This is a genomic window from Microcoleus sp. FACHB-1515 (assembly GCF_014696105.1).
Taxonomy (GTDB): Bacteria; Cyanobacteriota; Cyanobacteriia; order Elainellales; family Elainellaceae; genus JAAUTJ01.
The window spans coordinates 39,176-57,847 of record NZ_JACJPO010000038.1 but is presented as its reverse complement, the minus strand read 5'-3'; the positions used below and the strand labels follow the sequence as shown (position 1 = coordinate 57,847).

Annotated in this window: 17 protein-coding genes and 2 tRNA genes; 10 read left to right on the top strand and 9 right to left on the bottom strand. The window is 54.8% G+C overall.

The features are described 5' to 3' along the window. The first annotated feature begins 83 nt into the window (after nucleotides 1-83). Nucleotides 84-260 carry a hypothetical protein gene (locus H6F67_RS12805; protein ID WP_190766949.1) on the top strand — a complete coding sequence of 59 codons (177 nt, stop codon included), beginning with the start codon at nucleotides 84-86 and terminating at the stop codon, nucleotides 258-260. Here the strand turns inward: H6F67_RS12805 and H6F67_RS12800 are convergent. The 3 genes from H6F67_RS12800 to H6F67_RS12790 form a co-directional block, all read right to left on the bottom strand. Then, nucleotides 257-1,036: an RNA methyltransferase gene (locus H6F67_RS12800; protein WP_190766947.1), complete on the bottom strand. Its 780-nt coding sequence runs from the start codon at nucleotides 1,034-1,036 to the stop codon at nucleotides 257-259. The genes H6F67_RS12805 and H6F67_RS12800 overlap by 4 nt on opposite strands. A gap of 34 nt (nucleotides 1,037-1,070) precedes the next feature. After that, nucleotides 1,071-2,783: a lipopolysaccharide assembly protein LapB gene (locus tag H6F67_RS12795; protein WP_190766945.1), complete on the bottom strand. Its 1,713-nt coding sequence runs from the start codon at nucleotides 2,781-2,783 to the stop codon at nucleotides 1,071-1,073. Nucleotides 2,784-3,031: 248 nt separating this feature from the next. After that, nucleotides 3,032-3,113 (bottom strand) — tRNA-Leu (locus H6F67_RS12790). Nucleotides 3,114-3,312: 199 nt separating this feature from the next. On the opposite strand from H6F67_RS12790, the gene murA reads away from it, so the two are divergent. From murA to H6F67_RS12760, 6 genes are all read left to right on the top strand, one after another. Continuing rightward, nucleotides 3,313-4,698 carry a UDP-N-acetylglucosamine 1-carboxyvinyltransferase gene (murA, locus tag H6F67_RS12785; RefSeq protein WP_348251715.1) on the top strand — a complete coding sequence of 462 codons (1,386 nt, stop codon included), beginning with the start codon at nucleotides 3,313-3,315 and terminating at the stop codon, nucleotides 4,696-4,698. Between the two features lie 62 nt (nucleotides 4,699-4,760). Beyond that, nucleotides 4,761-5,651 carry a M48 family metallopeptidase gene (locus H6F67_RS12780; protein WP_190766943.1) on the top strand — a complete coding sequence of 297 codons (891 nt, stop codon included), beginning with the start codon at nucleotides 4,761-4,763 and terminating at the stop codon, nucleotides 5,649-5,651. Then, nucleotides 5,630-5,711 (top strand) — tRNA-Leu (locus tag H6F67_RS12775). The genes H6F67_RS12780 and H6F67_RS12775 overlap by 22 nt, the downstream gene beginning before the upstream one ends. Before the next feature lie 96 nt (nucleotides 5,712-5,807). Then, nucleotides 5,808-6,179 (top strand): hypothetical protein, encoded by a 372-nt coding sequence (locus H6F67_RS12770; protein WP_190767240.1) that lies wholly within the window; start codon nucleotides 5,808-5,810, stop codon nucleotides 6,177-6,179. After that, a complete protein-coding gene (locus H6F67_RS12765) occupies nucleotides 6,128-8,419 on the top strand; it encodes a GAF domain-containing protein (protein ID WP_190766941.1) in 2,292 nt (763 codons plus the stop codon). The genes H6F67_RS12770 and H6F67_RS12765 overlap by 52 nt, the downstream gene beginning before the upstream one ends. Before the next feature lie 70 nt (nucleotides 8,420-8,489). Then, a complete protein-coding gene (locus H6F67_RS12760; RefSeq protein ID WP_190766939.1) occupies nucleotides 8,490-9,377 on the top strand; it encodes a YihY/virulence factor BrkB family protein in 888 nt (295 codons plus the stop codon). On the opposite strand, the gene H6F67_RS12755 is transcribed toward H6F67_RS12760, so the two are convergent. Beyond that, entirely contained in the window at nucleotides 9,374-9,574 is a 201-nt protein-coding gene (locus H6F67_RS12755; RefSeq protein WP_190766937.1) for a hypothetical protein, read from the bottom strand. The genes H6F67_RS12760 and H6F67_RS12755 overlap by 4 nt on opposite strands. Nucleotides 9,575-9,687: 113 nt before the next feature. Here H6F67_RS12755 and H6F67_RS12750 point away from each other — a divergent pair, with 113 nt between their 5' ends. Together H6F67_RS12750 and H6F67_RS12745 are read left to right on the top strand one after the other, a co-directional pair. Next, nucleotides 9,688-9,849: a DUF2256 domain-containing protein gene (locus H6F67_RS12750; RefSeq protein WP_190766935.1), complete on the top strand. Its 162-nt coding sequence runs from the start codon at nucleotides 9,688-9,690 to the stop codon at nucleotides 9,847-9,849. 56 nt (nucleotides 9,850-9,905) lie between these two features. Continuing rightward, on the top strand, nucleotides 9,906-10,856 hold the full coding sequence (locus H6F67_RS12745) for an isoaspartyl peptidase/L-asparaginase (RefSeq protein WP_190766933.1): 951 nt from the start codon (nucleotides 9,906-9,908) through the stop codon (nucleotides 10,854-10,856). On the opposite strand, the gene H6F67_RS12740 is transcribed toward H6F67_RS12745, so the two are convergent. Genes H6F67_RS12740 through leuS form a run of 3 tightly spaced genes read right to left on the bottom strand, consistent with a single transcriptional unit; the run spans nucleotide 10,853 to nucleotide 16,385 of the window. Further along, a complete protein-coding gene (locus tag H6F67_RS12740) occupies nucleotides 10,853-13,159 on the bottom strand; it encodes a tetratricopeptide repeat protein (RefSeq protein WP_190766932.1) in 2,307 nt (768 codons plus the stop codon). The two genes, H6F67_RS12745 and H6F67_RS12740, sit on opposite strands and share 4 nt — an antisense overlap. 3 nt (nucleotides 13,160-13,162) lie before the next feature. Continuing rightward, entirely contained in the window at nucleotides 13,163-13,813 is a 651-nt protein-coding gene (locus tag H6F67_RS12735) for a hypothetical protein (protein WP_190766929.1), read from the bottom strand. 1 nt (nucleotide 13,814) lies between these two features. Further along, on the bottom strand, nucleotides 13,815-16,385 hold the full coding sequence (leuS, locus tag H6F67_RS12730) for a leucine--tRNA ligase (RefSeq protein WP_190766927.1): 2,571 nt from the start codon (nucleotides 16,383-16,385) through the stop codon (nucleotides 13,815-13,817). 106 nt (nucleotides 16,386-16,491) lie between these two features. Here leuS and H6F67_RS12725 point away from each other — a divergent pair, with 106 nt between their 5' ends. Continuing rightward, nucleotides 16,492-16,926 (top strand): gamma-glutamylcyclotransferase, encoded by a 435-nt coding sequence (locus H6F67_RS12725; protein WP_199304392.1) that lies wholly within the window; start codon nucleotides 16,492-16,494, stop codon nucleotides 16,924-16,926. 3 nt (nucleotides 16,927-16,929) lie between these two features. Here the strand turns inward: H6F67_RS12725 and H6F67_RS12720 are convergent, their stop codons facing one another. Both H6F67_RS12720 and H6F67_RS12715 read right to left on the bottom strand, forming a co-directional pair. After that, nucleotides 16,930-17,490 carry an anti-sigma factor gene (locus tag H6F67_RS12720; protein WP_190766925.1) on the bottom strand — a complete coding sequence of 187 codons (561 nt, stop codon included), beginning with the start codon at nucleotides 17,488-17,490 and terminating at the stop codon, nucleotides 16,930-16,932. Between the two features lie 138 nt (nucleotides 17,491-17,628). Then, nucleotides 17,629-18,273: a sigma-70 family RNA polymerase sigma factor gene (locus H6F67_RS12715; protein WP_190767215.1), complete on the bottom strand. Its 645-nt coding sequence runs from the start codon at nucleotides 18,271-18,273 to the stop codon at nucleotides 17,629-17,631. Between the last annotated feature and the right edge of the window lie 399 nt (nucleotides 18,274-18,672).

The window sequence follows — 18,672 nt, the reverse complement described above, 5'->3', positions numbered from 1 at the left end:
TTAGAACGAGCGATCGCCGATAACAGAATTACCTGTGCGTTCAGGTGATCTGCCGTGTCACTTTTTGCTTGGGAGAAGTTGCTTTGACCAACAATCCGCGTGAATTGCGTCGTGCTGCTGCCCGCGAGTTTCAGCAGTCGCTTGAACAGCTTGAGCGCAATGTGCAGCAAACTAGCCCCGCGAAGGCAAAAAATCAAGAAGCAACGATCGACGAGGTACTAGCCGACATTGAGCAGTTTATGCAGCAGCGCAATTCTTAGCTTTGTCGCTGTCGTTGCGCTTCATAGAGAATCAGAGCGCAGGCGATCGCCACGTTCAAAGATTCCACGTTTCGCGCTAGGGGAATGCTCACCGCAAGGTCAGCCATTGCTGCCAGTTCTGGCGAAAGTCCTGCGCCTTCGTTTCCGAGCAGGAGGAGCGTGGGCGATCGCAAATCTGCCTGCCAGTAGAGGCGGTCGGCATTCGGCAGCGTTGCCACAATCTGAACGCCCTGCCGTTTCTGCTGCTCGATCAAAGTCGGCAAATCGTCAGATTCGGCCATTGGCAGACGAAACCACTGTCCAGCCGAAGCCCGCAGCACCTTCGGATGATCGAGATCGACGCTGTTGCCGCTCAGCCACAAGCCATCAACGTTTGCAGCCGCAGCCGTGCGAATAATCGTACCGAGATTTCCGGGATCTTGCAGCGTATCGAGCAAGACGCCCAGTTTGGGATCTGTGGGTGGCTCGATCGGCAGCAACCGATCGATCGTTGCCACGACACCATCCGGATTCACCGTTGTGGCGATCGCCGCCAGCACTTCAGGACTGACAATCTCGGCGCGATCGCAGCGATTGATCGCTCGCTCATACAGCGCAAGATGCTGACGCTGCCAAGACTCGGTGCAGCAAAGTGTCGCCAAGGATCGATCGGTGGCGATCGCTTCTTCAATCAGATGCGTTCCTTCCAGCAAACTAAGCTGCTGTTCGTGCCGCTCTTTCGCCTTTTGCAGCTTGCGGAGTTGTTTAATGAGCGGATTTTGCAAGCTGGTGAGCACAAGATCGCCTTCTGAAATTCAATCTACAGCCAGCTTACCGAGGAACGTCCGCTGCGGTGATCGACTCGGTGACTTCCAGGGCGCGATCGAGCATTTCGGCAGCGCGTTCGCGATCGGATGTGCCAAACATCGACTCGACCTGCTCAACCAGGTGAGAGAACCAAGATTGAACGGCGTTCTGCGCTGGTGCATCCTGGCTGTAGGCTTGGGCGATCGCAATGAACGCTTGCGCCTTGAATTCAGGATTGCTGATCGATTCGGCAATTTGCAGGGCGCGATCGAACTGTCCGTTTTCAGCAAAGCTTCCAGCAAAACTGGGCAAAATCCACTGCTCGCGAATCAGGGCGATCGCGCGATCGGGCTGTCCGTTCTCGGCAAAGCTTTGGGCAATGTCGGGCGCGAAGCCTTCAAGATTATTAGCCTGCACAATTTGCAGGGCGCGGTCGGGCTGTCCGGCTTCGAGAAATGCGGTTGCCAAGTCGGAATTCATGTCGGTCACTTGCCGAGCTTGCGCGAAATTCAAGGCGCGATCGGGTTGCTGGCGAAACAGATAGTGCTGAACAATGCTGTCGTAAATCGCGCTGGGATTGTCGATCGACTGGGCGATTTTCACCGCTTCCGCCTCATTGCCTGCTGCAACATACGTCAGCGCAATTTGCCGAAGCGCCATTTGTCGCTCGGATGCAGACGAAATCGATCGCGCAATTTGCAACGCCTGCTCAAACTCGCCAATTCGCGCGTAGCCTTCTGTCACTCTCGCTAACACCTGCGGACGGCGAGGGGCGAGATCTCGAACTTCAGTGAGCAGCGCGATCGCTTGATCTGGCTGATCGAGTTTGTGATAGGCGATCGCGGCATCAACAAAAAGGCCCACTTTTGAAATTACAAGATATTCAAGCGACTCTCCCCTTGCTTCCAGTGCCCGAATTTTTGGAACGGTTTGATTGAGCAGTTCGATCGCCTGCTGGGTCGCGCCGCTGTCTGCCAGTGCAGTCGCAATTCGCAGCGTTGAATGGATTTGATTGAATGCAGCTTGATTGAGTGCAGCCGCTTCGGTGGCAGGTGCTTCAATTTCTGAAACGCTTTCAAGAGCGCGATCGAAAACTTGCTGGGCGGCTTCTGGGCGTTCTGCGGCAAGAAGTTGTTCGCCCATGACGGTAAGAATCAGCGTTCTCCACCATGCTGCCTCGCTTTGCCCTGGCGCTTCAACCTGTTGGAGAAAATCGATCGCCTGATCTAAAACTGCATCCGCCCGTTCCGTTTCACCCGCTTTGGCTAGCTCAGTAGAAAATTCTGCCAGCGAAACCGGATCGCCCAGTCTTGTACTAACCTCGATCGCCAAATCCAAATGTCCAGCCTCGGCAAATTCTCTGGCTCGATTTGCCAGCGATTCGGTTGGAGAAGTCGCGCTGCTGCTACAGCCTGTTCTTTCTTGCGCTTTGGCAATCTCGATCGCTTCAGCCAAGAGGCGTTCGCCCTCTGGCCGCTCTAGCAGCCAATAGCCGCCGCCGACTCTCAGAACCGGATTCGCTTGATAGCAGCGATTGGTCATTGCGTCGATCGATTGCTGCGCCTGATCAAACACTTCAACAGCGCGATCGCTGCCCAGTGCGGCATATTCAAAGCCAATTTCGGAGAACAGTCTGGCTTTGATTTCGGTGGATGGAGAGGCGATCGCTTTGCCTGCGCTCAGGCCGAAGAGGAAGGCGATCGCGGTCAACTGGGTCAACGGCTTGACTGGAAACATGGCTGCTCAAATCTGGTGGCTGTTCAAATCCAAAAGGAATTACTGTCTTCATGCAAGACAAGTCACGATCTGGCAAATGCACCGAAATAATCTTGCAATCGTAAGCTTGCAGACGATCGCAGTGAGCAATTTGAGTCCGGTCTTTACACAGACTTCATCTAAAAGCAAAGCGGCAGCGATCGAACCTAACCGCCTTTGAAAAATCAGCCTTCAGTCAGCGCAATGGCAGCGATCGAATCTGTTAAGAATGCGGAACCCGGGACTTGAACCCGGAAGCCTTGCGGCACATGAACCTGAATCATGCGCGTCTACCAATTCCGCCAGTTCCGCTAGCGTTTTTCGACTGCGATTTACAATCTTTACGCAGATCGACTTCTTTGTCAACTGCTGTTTCAAACAGAAAATGGCAAAGCACGGTCAGACAACGGTAACATCAAATTTGCCTTGCTTGCAGTTTCTTGAATACTAGACATTCTGAAACTTTCCTGTAGAATCGAAACCAAATTTACTTCCGCGTAAGCATAAATTCTTGGAGGACAAAGCCATTACCGCTTCATTCACCCCAACCAGTTCTCAGGCTCAGCCTGAACAAGACAAGTCCATGCTGCAAGTCTGGGGCAAAACGCCGCTAGCAGGCCAAGTCAAAATCAGCGGAGCCAAGAACTCGGCGCTGGTGATCATGGCGGGTGCGCTGCTTTGTCCGCAAGATTGCCGCCTGCGAAATTTGCCTGCCGTTGCCGATGTTGCCAAGATGTGCGACCTGCTGTCGGCCTTGGGACTCAAGCTCGATCGCCAAGACGACGTGCTGGAAATTGACGCTCGCCACGTCAGCCAGTCGAAAGCGCCCTACGAACTTGTCAGCCGGATGCGAGCCAGCTTCTTCATCATTGGCCCGCTGCTAGCACGAATGGGCGTGGCGAGAATTCCGCTTCCTGGCGGCTGTGCGATCGGAGCGCGTCCGGTCGATCTGCATGTGCGCGGCTTGCAGGCGATGGGCGCCGATGTGCAAATCGAGCATGGCACGGTTCATGCTTACATTCGCGGCGTCAACAAGCGACTCAAAGGCGCTAAAATCTACCTCGACTATCCCAGCGTTGGCGCGACCGAAACGCTGATGATGGCGGCAACCTTGGCCGATGGCGAAACGATCCTCGAAAACGCCGCCCAAGAACCGGAAGTCGTCGATCTGGCAAACTTCTGTCGGGCAATGGGCGCAAAAATTCGGGGAGCCGGAACGAACACGATCGTCATCTCCGGCGTTCCTTCGCTGCACTCTGTTGATTACTCGATCATCCCCGATCGCATCGAAGCTGGAACCTTCCTGGTTGCCGGAGCGATCACGCACTCGGAAATCTCGATCGCGCCCGTTGTCCCGGATCATCTAACGGCTGTCATCTCGAAGCTGCAAGCGATCGGCGCTCAAATCATCACCGAAGCACCGAACCGCCTGACGATCGTTTCCCGTCAGCCGCGCATTGCAACGGATATCGAAACGCTGCCCTACCCCGGTTTTCCCACCGACATGCAGGCGCAGTTTATGGCACTTCTGACCTTGAGCGAAGGCGATAGCGTCATCACCGAAACCGTGTTTGAAAATCGCCTCCAGCACGTCGCGGAACTCAACCGGATGGGAGCCGATATTCGCGTCAAGGGTCGTCATGCGATCGTGCGCGGCGTCTCGTTTCTGTCGGGTGCGCCTGTTGTCGCCAGCGATCTGCGTGCTTCCGCCGCTCTGGTGCTGGCCGGACTCGCCGCTGAAGGAATGACAACCATTCAAGGACTGCATCACCTCGATCGCGGCTACGACAACATCGAAGGCAAACTGCTGAAGCTGGGGGCACGGATTCAGCGCGTCAAGGCTGACCCAGATATGAGTGCCCAATCGATCGCCCCGACGCCCGCACCCGTCGCTTAGATTGCTGTCAGTCTCGATTGCCTGCCGCTACAATCAATTTTGTAGCGGCAATTGCGTTTGATATGTCACTTTCTAAAACTCTGCTGTTGGGTCTCAAGTCCGATCACTTCCGCCATCCGCTTGATTTGCAGGCGACTCAGGCCTTAAAGCAACTGCCGGGAATGGATTTGGTCGTGCGAAATTTGCTGGGACCGATCGCAGAGCAATTCTTCTATCTGGAAAATATCGCGTCGAGCGTCTTGGTGAGCGAAAAGCAACTGCCCGACCTGCATAAACTGCTGGTGGAAGCCTGCAAAATTCTCGATCTGGAAGTGCCGCAACTCTACATTCGGCAGCACCCGATCCCCAACGCTTACACCTTCGCCATGCGCGGACGCCAGCCATTCATTGTCGTTCACACTTCGCTGATCGAACTGCTGACGCCCGAAGAAATTCAGGCGGTTCTCGCGCATGAACTCGGCCATCTTAAATGCGATCACGGCGTTTACCTGACGCTGGCGAACATTGCAGTTTTGGCAACAGCGCAACTGCCCTCGGTCGGAGCGGCGATCGCTCAAGGTCTGCAAGCCCAACTGCTCGAATGGGTGCGCTGTGCCGAATTCACCTGCGATCGCGCTGCCCTCCTCGTTGCCCAAGATCCGCGTGTCGTCGCTTCTGTTTTGATGAAGCTGTCCGGCGGCTCTCCCACGCTTGCGCCACTGCTGAACCTGGATGCCTTTCTTGAACAAGCTCGCTCTTACGATGATGTCAGCAGCAGCGAACTGGGTGAACTGCTGAAGCAGGCGCAAACTAGCCAGCTCAGCCATCCGGTTCCGGTTTTGCGAGCACGAGAAATCGATCGCTGGGCCAGCAGCCAAGATTATCAAACCCTACTCAAATCGCGTCCGGTTCGCTATAATGATGAAGCTGGTCAACCCAGCAAAGACATCCAGGGCGGATGGCGAAATTGGTAGACGCACCACACTCAAAATGTGGCACCGAAAGGTATGAGAGTTCGAGTCTCTCTCTGCCCATGCAGTTCACAATCGATTTTCCAACTCCGGTAGCTGTGCGGGAAATCGATCGCAACTGGTGTGGAAGCTGATACGGGCATTTCCTGGAGGTGGAACATGGCTCAACTCAAGCGCTGGGAATCTCCTCGGCGATCGGGTCGTAACGACAAAGGCAAAGGTGGCTCTGCAAGAGCAAGGCAGCTTCGCAAACAGCAGCAGCAACTTCGCCAAAAGCTCAAATCCAATCAATCCGCAAGCGAGGGAGGAGTTCATCTTCCCTCGTTTTTTAGCCGCGAAAACTCAGAAAAACTATACGAAAGTCGAATTCATTGGGCGATCGCGCCATCCTGTCGGTTTTGCGCTTCTCAGGAAGTTTGCCTAAATGTTATTGTCAAAAACAGCGAGCCAATCAGCGCAGGCGAAACGGGAGAGACGCAGTGGAGCAAGACCGCCTCGACCAGCAAATCGAGCTGGTGCAGCATCGACTGAATGCGCTGTGCATTGATTCACCCGTGCTTGCCAGCGTCCGGGAAACGCTAGCGCAGCTCACACAGACGATCGCCCGCCTCGAAGATCGATCGCAGCACTATCAAGATTTGTTTGAATTTGCACCCGATGCCTATATCGTCACCAACGCGCAAGGCCAGATTCTCACCGTCAATCAAGCAGCGGCAAGATTGCTCGATCGATCGCCAGATGACCTTATCCAGCAGCCTTTTCATCACTTGCTGACAGATGCATCTCGCCAGCAGTGGAGCGAAATGCTCAGCGCATTTGAGCAAGGCGCACTTACGCAAACGCAAGAAGTTTGCTTGCTGCATCACCCGGAACCTATTTATGTGTTGCTGAGCGGTTCTGCCCAGCGGCAAGCCGATCGCCTGATTCAACTGCGCTGGCTGCTGCACGACATTCGCGATCGCAAGCTTGTTGAGCAGCAGCTTCGGCAGCGCGTTGAACAAGGAGAACTGATTGGTCAAATTGCGCGTCGCATTCGCCTATCGCTAAATCCACAAGAAATTCTTAGCAGTGCGGTGGCTGAAGTGCGACAGTTTCTCCAGACCGATCGCGTTGTCGTCTACCGGATTGCGGCCAATGGCAGTGCTGCGATCGTGGCAGAATCCGTGAATGCGGCATGGCCTTCGGTTTTAGGCACCGCGATCGATCCTGACCGGATGGCACAGCGAATCGCCTTCTACAAAAGTCGCGGCTTTGCAGCGATCGATGATGCTGAGCAAATTGCTTTGCCGCCCGAAGTGCAATCGCTGGTGCAGCAGCATCAAATCAAAGCCGCTATGGTAACGCCGATTTTGCAAGACGATAAGCTGCTGGGATTAATCTGTGCCCATGTGTGTGCGGCTCCGCGCCAGTGGAAAGTTGATGAGGCGAATTTGTTGCAGCAGTTGGCTGACCAGATTGCGATCGCGATCGCTCAGTCCGAAAAGTATCAGCAGGCGCAGCAGCTTAATGCCGATTTAGAGCAGAAAGTCCGCAGGCGCACCGAAGAAGTTGAACGTGCCCTGAATTTTGAGTCGATGCTGAAGCGAATTACCGATCGCGTCCGTGATTCGCTCGATGAAGGTCAAATTCTCGATGCCGCCGTGCGCGAACTGACGCTGGTTTTGGAGCTAAGCGGCTGCAATGCCGCCCTGTACGATCTCGATCAGGGCATCTCAACCATTTGCTACGACTACACCAATTCGATTCCGACCTATCAGGGACGAGTCGCACAAATGGATCGATTTCCAGAAATCTACAGTCAGCTTAAGGACGGCTTGTACTTTCAGTTTTGCTCGCTGCTGCCCAATCCAGTGCGCGGACAGGTCGCAATGTTGGCCTGCCCGATTTTTGTCGATCCTGCTTCGTCGCAAGGCATGGATCAAGCGGTTTTGGGCGATCTGTGGCTGATCAATCACAAAGATTACGAATTTAACGACGATGAAATTCGATTGGTGCAGCAGGTGGCAAACCAGTGTGCGATCGCCATCCGCCAAGCCCGCCTCTTTCAAGCTTCGCAAGCGCAGGTCAAAGAACTTGAAAAGCTCAACCGCCTCAAGGATGACTTTTTAAGCACCGTGTCGCACGAGTTGCGGACGCCAATTTCTAACGTGAAAATGGCGATCCACATGCTGAAAAATACGCCCGATGAAACGCGCCGCCAGCGCTATTTGCAGATTCTCGAAGCCGAATCGACCCGCGAAGCCGAACTCATCAACGATTTGCTTGATTTGCAGCGGCTTGAAGTGGCAGCAGGGCCAGTCACGCTGGAAACTTTAGCGCTCCAGCGCTGGCTGCTTGCCCTGATTGAACCGTTTAAGACGCGAATTTCGCATCGGCAACAGCGCTTGCAGGTCAACTGTCCGGCCAACCTTCAGCCAATGACCTGTGACTTCGGAATGCTCCAGCGGATTTTGGCGGAACTCCTGAACAACGCCTGCAAATACACGGCTAGCGATCACGAAATTTTGCTCACCGTTTGGCAAGAAGAAGGGTTCACCGTGTTTCAACTGCAAAATCAAGCGGAAATTCCCGCCGCTGAACTGCCGCATATTTTCAAAAAATTCTACCGCATTCCTGACGCTGATCCTTGGAAGCAGGGCGGAACTGGGCTGGGACTGGCGCTTGTGCAAAAATTTGTCGATCGCCTTCAAGGAGAAATTCAGGTCGAAAGCGCACAAGGCTGGACAACCTTCACCGTGCGCCTGCTGACGCAGTTCCAAGAGCGCCAATGAAGGCAATTTGCTCTAGCGAAGTGAGCAAGAACCGCCTACACTGACTGGCAGCAACTTGGGAGCAAGTGCAATGGTTTCTGCGCGGTTTTTTCGATTTTTTGGACATTTGAATCTGCATACCCTTCGCAAGACGATCGCCAAAGTCGGCCAGCAGCGGCTAACCGGACTGGCGGCAGAAATGGCTTACAATACGCTGCTCGCGATGTTTCCGGCTATTCTTGCGGTGCTGACGGCGATCGGTCTGTTTGCTCCCTTGACGACCGCCTTCAATCAGCTTACGACTCAAATCAGCGAGATTGCTCCGGTCGAGGTGCTGACGATCGTGCAGGATTTCGCAGGCGACATTAGCACCAGTCGCAACGGCGGATTATTTTCGCTCAGCTTTGCGATCGCGCTGTGGACTTCATCTGGCGCATTGGTTGCTGCCATGACTGCGCTCGACCAGATTCACCAAATTCCGCTGTCTCAGTGGCGACCATTTTGGAAGCGCAAGCTCGTGTCGATCGGCCTGACGATCGGAACGATTTTGCTGCTGCTGGCTGCGTCGATTTTGCTGTTCGTTGGTGATTGGGCAGTGCGGCGAATTGCCAGCCAAAGCGGAGGACTCGAACCCGGATTGCTCACGACTTGGCGACTGTTGACTTGGCCGCTGGCGCTGGGAATCATTTCGATCGCTTTTGCCTTTGTCTACCGCTATGGCCCCAGCCGCTGGAATCCCGGTCAGCCGATTTTGCCGGGAGCCGTTGTTGCTGCCGTATCGTGGGCATTGCTGTCGAGCGGCTTTCGCCTGTATGTCTCAAACTTTGGCGACTACAATCGAGCGTATGGCGCGATCGGCGCGGTGATCGTGCTGCAAATCTGGCTGTATCTGGGCTGTTTGGTGATGCTGGTCGGCGATCAGCTCAACGTTACAGTCGGCGAAGCGATGCAGAAACAGGCCGCCTCGCAAAAAATCTAACGCTTGGTGCGCTGGAGAAATTCGACAATTCCCGCGCCAAAGGTGAGAAAAATCAACAGCCAAATGATCCATCCGGGCAGAAAGGCGAGCAGCGCCAATCCGCGCAACACCCAAATGGCGATCGTAATTCCCAGAAAAAATAGAAAGACGATCGTTTCCGGTCTCAGTTGCGAGATGCTGCGTTTTGGCCGATTCATCGAGTTTCCTCAAAGCTCGATTTTATCCTAGCGTTTTGCGGAAGCCAGCTAGAAGGGCGATCGCGAAGCGACCGACTCGTTAAAATGAAGATAGATTGTTTCGTTTTGTAACTATGCCGCGCGGCGTTAAAAAATCCGATTTGCCAACTAAAATCTGTCCGGTCTGTCAGCGTCCTTTCACCTGGCGCAAAAAGTGGGAAAACTGCTGGGACGAAGTGAAATACTGCTCGGATCGCTGCCGTCGCCATCGCACCGAGGCAAAACTGCCAGATTGAGCAAATCGATCGAAAGGAGAGCGCTAGAATATGATGTTCCTTCGATCGCAGCAATCATGCAGGCAGTGCAACCCAAACTCATCATTCACGGCGGAGCAGGCAGTTCTTTGAAAGGTAAATCGGGCGTCGAGGCCGTGCGGCGATCGCTCTATGACGTGATCGAAGCCGTCTACGCGCTCTTGCTGGATGGAACCAACGCATCTGCTGCGGTTGTGCGGGGCTGTCAACTGCTGGAAGATGACCCGCGCTTCAATTCCGGAACCGGATCGGTGCTGCAATCGGACGGGCAAATTCGCATGAGTGCCGCGCTGATGGACGGACAAGCTCAGCGCTTCAGCGGCGTGATCAACGTTTCGCGCCTCAAAAATCCGATCGATCTGGCCGAATTTTTGCAGACTTCGCCCGATCGCGTCTTGTCCGAACACGGAGCCGCCGATTTGATGCGCGAACTGCAAGTTCCCCTGCACGACCCGCTGACCGAAATTCGCCTGCAAGAATGGATTCAAGAACGACGCGGCAACTTCACAAAAGAAATGGCGGGCGTCGTCGCCGAAAAAGAACTGGTCAGCAGCGAAGCCGGGCGCGGCACGATCGGCGTGGTTGCCCTTGACGGTCAAGGCCGCTTGGCAGTCGGCACCTCCACAGGCGGCAAAGGCTTTGAGCGCATTGGGCGCGTCAGCGATAGCGCCATGCCAGCCGGAAACTACGCGACACCTCACGCTGCCGTAAGCTGCACCGGAATCGGCGAAGACATCATTGACGAATGCCTTGCCGCCCGCATTGTCGTTCGCGCTACGGATGGACTGTCGCTTCAAGCTGCATTTGAGCGATCGTTCACCGAAGCCGCCCACAATCAGCGCGATCTGGGGGCGATCGCCATCGATCGAACAGGCGCGATCGTCTGGGGCAAAACCAGCGAAGTGATTTTGGCTGCGTACCACACGGGCGATCGCATGGGCGACAGTTTAGAGTCCGGATCGGGTGTAATGGTCGATCGAGCCGACTAGCCAGCAGTGAAGCTCTGCTGCAAGGCCGAGAGCAGCTTGAGCGTTTGGCGCTCCCAAGTACAATCTTGCATCTGTCGGGAGGCGGCTAAACCTTTGGCTTGGGCGGTTGCGGGATCGCGGCGGATTTGCCGGAGGCGATCGACCACACCCTCAACCGTTACAGCGGGCAAAACAAACGCGATCGAATCATTCACCCAGTCAAAATCGGCGGTGATCACAACAGGCAGACCACAAGACAGGGCGGCGGTGACGCTCACCGCAGGTGTGGAATCGATCGCCACCACTGCATCGACGGAGTGAAACACCTGTGCGAGTGCTGCGTCCTTGAGAACTCCCAGATGCAAGCCAGGGAGAGAACTATCGATACCGTTCCGGGAGCGCTTCGCGATCGGCCAACTGGTCAGCAGTTGCGCTTCCGGATGCTCTGTTGAAAATCGATCGAATGCGGCCAGAACCAAGTCGCTCGGTTCACCTGCGGCAAAAATTGCAAAACGCTTCCGGTGCGGCGATCGCTCAACAGGATGAAAAATGGTGGGATCAATGCCAGGATCGATCGCATGAACGCACTTGATGCCCTGAGCTTCTAGCTGTTTCGCCACCGGAACAGAAGCAATGAGTGCACTGTAATCGTTGTCGTTTATTTTCGGCGGAGCATCAGACAGAATCCAGCCGATTTTCACAGGAGCGGCGATCGATCGATCTGCATCACGATCGAGCAGATGTAAAACCGGACAGTCTGCGCTGGCAATGACGGGCAACTGTGCCAACAGATAGCGATTGAGCGGATTGGCGATCGCCTGAAGATTCGGCGGAGACAGCAGCTTGAGGCGGCAGTGGCGCTGAAGCTGAAGCGCAAGATTAATTGCGGCTTCTGTCCAGGTGGCGCAGTGCAAAGCAAGCGTGTCGATCGATCGCACCCGACCACTTGATCGTTGTAATTCCGCTGCAACCTGAGCAAAAACGCTGTCCCAATCGTTTGCCTGCGGCTGACGAAACAGGCGCATCGTTGGATACCAAGGGGAATCGGATCGATGCAGCAGCCAGCGCCAATCTGGAGAAAATGGCAGCACGACCCAGACGGCTTTTCCCAGTGCGCCCGCGAGATGCGCCAAAGCGGTATCGATCGAAATGACCAAATCTAGCTCGGCCACGATCGCGGCAGTATCAGCAAAATTTCGCAGGCGATCGCTCAGATCGATGACGTCTTCTGGCAGTTCGACTGCCTGATCTTTTTGTAGGCTGTAGAGCGTGACACCGGGGATCGAGCGCAGCTTGAGAAATTGCTCGACGGGGCACGATCGCCGCTGGTTAATCGGATTTTTGGGATCGCCTGCCCAAGCGATGCCGATTTTGAATGAGCCTGGCAAGTTGACAGATTGCGGTGGATGCAAGTATGGAACGCGAGCAGGAATCGTGTCGATCGCAGTCTTCATCAAATGAGGAAGGCTCAGCAGCGGAGCTTGCCAATCAAAAGGCGGCAGCGGTTCGCCTTGCGAAATGACCTGAGCGATGCCTGGAACGGAGGTGAGCAGCGATCGCAAACTCGGCTGACATTCGACAATGATGCGCCCCTGATTCGCCAGCAGCAACACATAGCGCACAAATTGCAGCGTATCGCCAAAGCCTTGTTCTGCCCACAGCAGCAAGGTTTTTCCATTCAGCGGCGCACCGTCCCAGCGCGGCTGCGGAAATTGGCGCGGCGGATTGTAAGCGAGTCGCCAGCGCCATTCATATTCGGCAAATCCGGCCTGCAAATCGCCGTTGATCAGCAGCGTGAAGGCGTAGCCAAAGTGGGCTTCCCCATCGTTGGGGGCGAGGGCGATCGCGCTTTGATGATGCACAATTGCAGCGGCGGTTTGCCCCTGCATTCGCAGCACATGCGCCAAATTCTTGTGTGCTGCACTCAACTTGGGATTGTGCGCCAAAGCTTGCTCATAGCAGTGAATCGATTCGGTGAGGTTGCCTTGCGATTGCAGTGCATTCCCTAAATTAACCAGCACTTCAGGCGATCGCGGCGCAAACTTCAGCGCTTGACGGTAGGCCGCGATCGATTCCGCCAGTCGGCCAAGCTGCATCAGCGCAATCCCCAGATTGTTGTGCGCTTCGAGGTGCTGCGGCTGTTGGTGAATGACGCGATCGTAGAGGGCGATTGCCTTTTCTAAATCTCCCTGCCTTGCCGCAATCAGGCCAAGCAGATGCAGCGCTCCAACGTGATCGGGCTGCTGCTGCAACAGTTGCTGACAGATTTGCGCGGCTTGTGCCAACTGTCCAGCCCGATATTGCTCTAGCGCCCTCTTCAGCATCAGCTAGCGCGGTTCAAAGCTTTCGAGAATCAAATCGGCTCTGGGAATGAAGCCTTCGGCATATTCGATCGGGTAGTGCGTGTAAACCAGAAACGCTTTGCCTTCATGCTCACCGACATAAATTCTGCCTGTAATGTCGTCAGTGGTGTTGGGCTGTTCGTAGTTGATCACCGATCGCGCCCAATCGTAGGGCGGCGAACTGTCGCTGGCGATCGTCTTCCAGCCATTGCTCGCCAGCAGACCATCAGGAGCGATGAGCTGCTGCGTCAAATCATCTGCGCTGAGTGCTTCATTGGGAAAGAACACCTGCACATAGGCTTGCTCGTCCGGCGTTCCAGTTGGGCTGAACTTGAACCGCACGCCAGTTCCGTCATCTGCCGATTCTGGCGTTGCGACAAACTGGCCTTCGGGAATGTCAGCGATAAACTGCGGCGTTTCATAGCGCTCTAGCTCAACCTGAGTCGGTTCACCTTCCACATTGAACGTGGCCGTTCTGGGTGCGGCATCGGGCGATGTCGTTGGCGCAGGCGTTGGGCTGGCGATCGATTCTTCTGGAGCAGCCGTCGTCGCAGCAGGTGAAACGGTGGGCGCTTCTGCTTGGGGAAGACAGCCGCCTAAAAAGATTGCCAGTCCGATCGCGATCATTCGCTGCATTTCACGCCACCACAAAATTGACGAGTTTACCCGGAACGACGATCACTTTCTTGACTTCCTTTCCGGCAATGTACTTTTGCGCCAGTTCTGAATCACGGGCGTACTGTTCCAAGGCTTGGCGATCGGCCTGGGCGGGAACCTGAATCGTGCCTCTGGTCTTGCCCATAATCTGAATCACTAGGGGAATCTCATCGACCACGAGGGCAGACTCATCGACCGCAGGCCACGCTGCCAGATGCACTGAATCCGAGTGGCCGAGCAGATGCCAGCATTCCTCGGCAATGTGTGGCGCAAACGGCGCTAGAAGCAAAATCAACGTCTCGATGCCTTCACGGTAGACAGGCGAATCTTTGCTGCTTGCATCGGTCAAGGCGTTGCTCAGCTTCATCATCTCCGAGACGGCAGTGTTGAACTGATAGTCACCTTCGAGGTCTTCCGTCACAGCTTGAATTGCCGTGTGGATCGATCGCCGCAAATCTTTTTCCGGCTTGGACAGTTCGCCCGTCGATTTTGCCGTTGAATTTTTCTCGACAAATTCAGCAATCAAGCGCCAGATGCGATTGAGAAAGCGAAACTGCCCTTCCACGTCCGCATCGTCCCACTCCAAATCCTTTTCCGGCGGCGCTTTGAATAAAATAAACATCCGCGCCGTATCTGCGCCATACTTGCCCAAAACCTGTTCCGGGTCGATGCCGTTGTATTTCGACTTCGACATTTTTTCGTAAAAGACTTCCAGCCGATCGCCCGTTTCGGGATCAGTGGGATTCGCCAAATCCGCAATTTGACTCGGCGCAATGTACTTGCCCGTCACCGGATTTTTGTAGGCTGCCGCCTGCACCATCCCCTGCGTTAGCAACCGCTCAAATGGTTCATCGAAGTTCAACAGACCGCGATCGCGCAGCACTTTTGTAAAAAATCGCGAATACAGCAAATGCAAAATCGCGTGTTCAATGCCGCCGACATATTGATCAACCGCCATCCAGTCGTTGGTCTTGGCCGGATCAAATGCCTGCTGCTCATTGCGAGCATCGGGATAGCGCAAAAAGTACCACGAGGAATCGATGAACGTATCCATCGTGTCGGTTTCGCGCTTCGCCGCTGTGCCACAGCTTGGACAAGTGACATTTACCCAGTCGGCCAACTGCGACAAAGGCGAAGCACCGCGCCCGGTAAATTCCACATTGTCCGGCAGACGCACGGGCAAATCAACATCGGGAACCGGAACGATGCCGCAGTTGGGACAGTGGATGACGGGAATCGGTGCGCCCCAATAGCGCTGCCGCGAAATTAGCCAGTCGCGCAGGCGATAGTTGATTGTGCCTTTGCCTTTGCCGTTGGCTTCCAGCCATTCGATCGCCTTTTCGACACTTTGCCCCGCGCCCTTCCCTGCCGGAATTCCGTCCAACGCGCCAGAGTGAACCATGACGCCTTCATGCGCCCAAGCTTCCGTCATCGTGTCGGCATCGATCGCTCGATCCGGCGGCTGCACCACGACGACGATCGCCAGCCCAAACTTCCGCGCAAACTCAAAGTCGCGCTGGTCGTGCGCGGGAACCGCCATAATTGCGCCAGTTCCGTAGCCCATCAGCACATAGTCGGCAATCCAGATTGGAATCTTTTCGTCGTTGACCGGATTGATCGCGTAGCTGCCCGTCCAAACGCCGGATTTTTCGCGATCGTCCGCAGTGCGATCGATGTCGCTTTTGGTCGCCGCTTCTGCCTGATATGCCTTGACGCTCTCTGCTTGATCGGGTGTGGTTAATTGCCCAACCAGCGGATGTTCGGGCGACAGCACCATAAACGTTGCACCCCACAACGTATCCGGCCTGGTCGTGAAGACTGGCAGTTCGTCTCCGGCTTCGGTGTGGAAAATGACTTGTGCGCCAGTCGATCGCCCAATCCAATTTTCCTGCATCAGCTTGACGCGCTCCGGCCAGCCTTTGAGCTTGTCCAAATCGTTCAAAAGCTGTTCCGCGTAGTCGGTGATTTTGAGGAACCATTGACGCAGCAAGCGACGCTCGACGATCGCGCCCGATCGCCACGATCGACCTTGACTATCAACCTGTTCATTGGCGAGGACAGTTTGATCGATCGGATCCCAGTTGACGGCGGCTTCTTTTTGATAGGCGAGTCCGGCTTTGAAGAATTCCAAAAAAAGCCACTGCGTCCACCTGTAATAGTCCGGTGAACAGGTGGCGACTTCGCGATTCCAGTCGTAGGACAAACCTAAGCGCTGAAGCTGTTTACGCATCTGGGCAATATTTTCATACGTCCAACTGGCCGGACTCACACCCCGATCGATCGCCGCATTTTCTGCCGGAAGCCCGAACGCATCCCAGCCCATCGGGTGCAAAACGCGAAAGCCCTGCATCCGATGCACACGGGCGATCACATCGGTAATCGTGTAGTTGCGGACATGCCCCATGTGCAGATTGCCCGACGGATACGGAAACATCGACAGCGCGTAGTATTTGGGTCGATCGCCGCCGTCAGCGGTTTGATCTAACTTTTGTTCTGCCCAACGCTGCTGCCACTTTTCCTCGATCGCGGTCGGGTTGTAACGGGACTCCACTGAACGCAACTCCTGCTTGTCATCGGGTTTCCAATGAGACCATTCTAAGAGGCCAAGGGTGATAGGGTGTCAAATAGATTTGGCGATCGTGCTGCAATTTCAGCCAATGAATTTTCTTGATTCGCAACACTCGATTTCTCTCTTCGTCTACGGCACACTGAAACCCGGTGAATTTTTCTACTCACGCTATTGCGAAGCTCATCTGATTTCAGCTCAAGCAGCGATCGTGCGGGGACTGCTGTTTGCCCTGCCGCTCGGCTATCCGGCTTTAGCAGCAGGCAGCGATTGGGTGCAAGGCTACCTGCTGCATCTCAAATCCGACGCGCTTGAGGCGATCGATGAACTGGAAGATTACGATCCGACTCGTGCGGCAGGCGACAACGAATATGAGCGGATTGAAGTGGAAGTGTTTGATCTGGCGCAAAATTCGATCGGCAAAGCTTGGACATACCGAATGGAACTCAAGCGCATCTTGACGCTGCGGGGCCACTGGTTGCCGAATGGCATGTGGACGGGAAATGCCGAATCGATCGAGTTTTGAGCGCTAGGGCATTTGTGCAGGGTTGGGTGCAGTTCCAGTGGCCGCGGTTTGCGGGGAAACGGGCGCTTTGGGAATTTCGAGGATCGGGCGATCGAGCGCGATCATCAGCGCATCCGAATCAGGCTGAGCCGCAGTTGTGTCAATTTGCGAGGTGGCGTATTGTGCGCTCGGAAGATTCACCGAAACGGCTCCGACAAACAGTGCAGCGATCGCCATGCCGCCCCACACAACCAGCTTGCGCCGACGCCGATCGAGTTGCGACAAGACGCGCTCAACGGTTTGCTCAATCGGGCGATCGGCAGGAATTGGCATCGCGTGCATTCCCTGCCGCAGCTTCAGCAATCTGGAATAGAGGCACTGCACCTGCGGGTCATGCTTGAGCCACGCTTCAACTTGGCGACGTTCGTTTGCCGTTACTTCTCCATCGAGATAGGCGCTTAAAAGCTCGAAGCGGTCGCGCAGCGCTCCCGGTACGGTATCGCGCTGAGATTGACTTTGTGCCGAGTCACCATCGATCGACGAAGGGCGAGCAGAATCGTGAGCGTCAAACGAGTTGGAAGTCATGTTTACTAATCACATCGAAGATTGAGCAAGCTTTGCACTCGCACACGCACATAGACTTGCAATGCACCGCAATAGTTTCACTATAGCGAAACCTGTTTTTGCATCTCGTCAAACTGACTACATCTGTAGGCGGATATTCTAGCGGCCATCTAGGTAGTTTTGCAGTTGCGTTTGCAGACGTTGCCGCGCTCTGGCAATGCGAGATTTCACTGTCCCTAGGGAAACTCCGGTGATTTCCGCAATTTCTTCGTAGGCCATGCCTTCAATTTCACGCAGAACGATCGTGGTGCGAAACACTTCGGGCAGATCCGCGATCGCGTCGTGAAGCTGGTCATAAAACTCGCGGGTGACGAGTGCTTCCGCAGGCCCCGGATCGTCTGAGGGAATTTCCCAATCCATTTCGCCGTCTTCCATTGTGCGCGGTGCATCCAGCGACAGCGGATTGTTGTTGCGTTTGCGCTTACGCAGTTCGTCATAGAACAAGTTCGTGGCGATGCGGCTCAGCCAGCCCCGAAACTTGCTGGGATCTTGGAGGCGACGAATGTTGCGATAAACGCGAATCCACACTTCTTGCGCCAAATCCGATCGATCCGACCAGTCCGGTGCAAGGTGATAAAGAATTTTGTCAATATGCGACTGGTAGCGACGGAGCAGTTCAGCAAAGGCGGCTTTGTCAGGACGCACGCCTGTTTGACACTGCAAGATCAAGTCGTAGTTAGAAAGTTTGTCGGCTCGCAGAGGAGTGGCAGGCGTCGCCGTTTCTGCTGCCCAAGCCGGAGGCATGGATTGAGCCTGAAATGTTCCCGATTGGGGGGTGAGTGACATGACTAAAACCTTCTCCAGTCGCAAAATTACTACGAACGCTAAGTAAATCAGAATCGAGGCAGTTCAAGAGTGGCAAAGCTGCTCCATCAAACCATCGAACCAGAGTGACATGAACTAGAGTGACCGTGCTGCTCGATCGAATCGGCAAAATCAGCGTGATATGACTGCATTCCCGATACTCGATACACTCTACCGTCTGCTTCTAACTCTTAGGCCGCACCTGTAGGACGCTTTTTAATCCGCACATTCATTGGCACAGCTTTATTTCACCTCCCAAAAGTTCTTTGTAATACCAAATCTTTACCGCTCGATCGATCGCGGTTTCAGGAATTGAAACGCAACGTTTCATGAACTTTA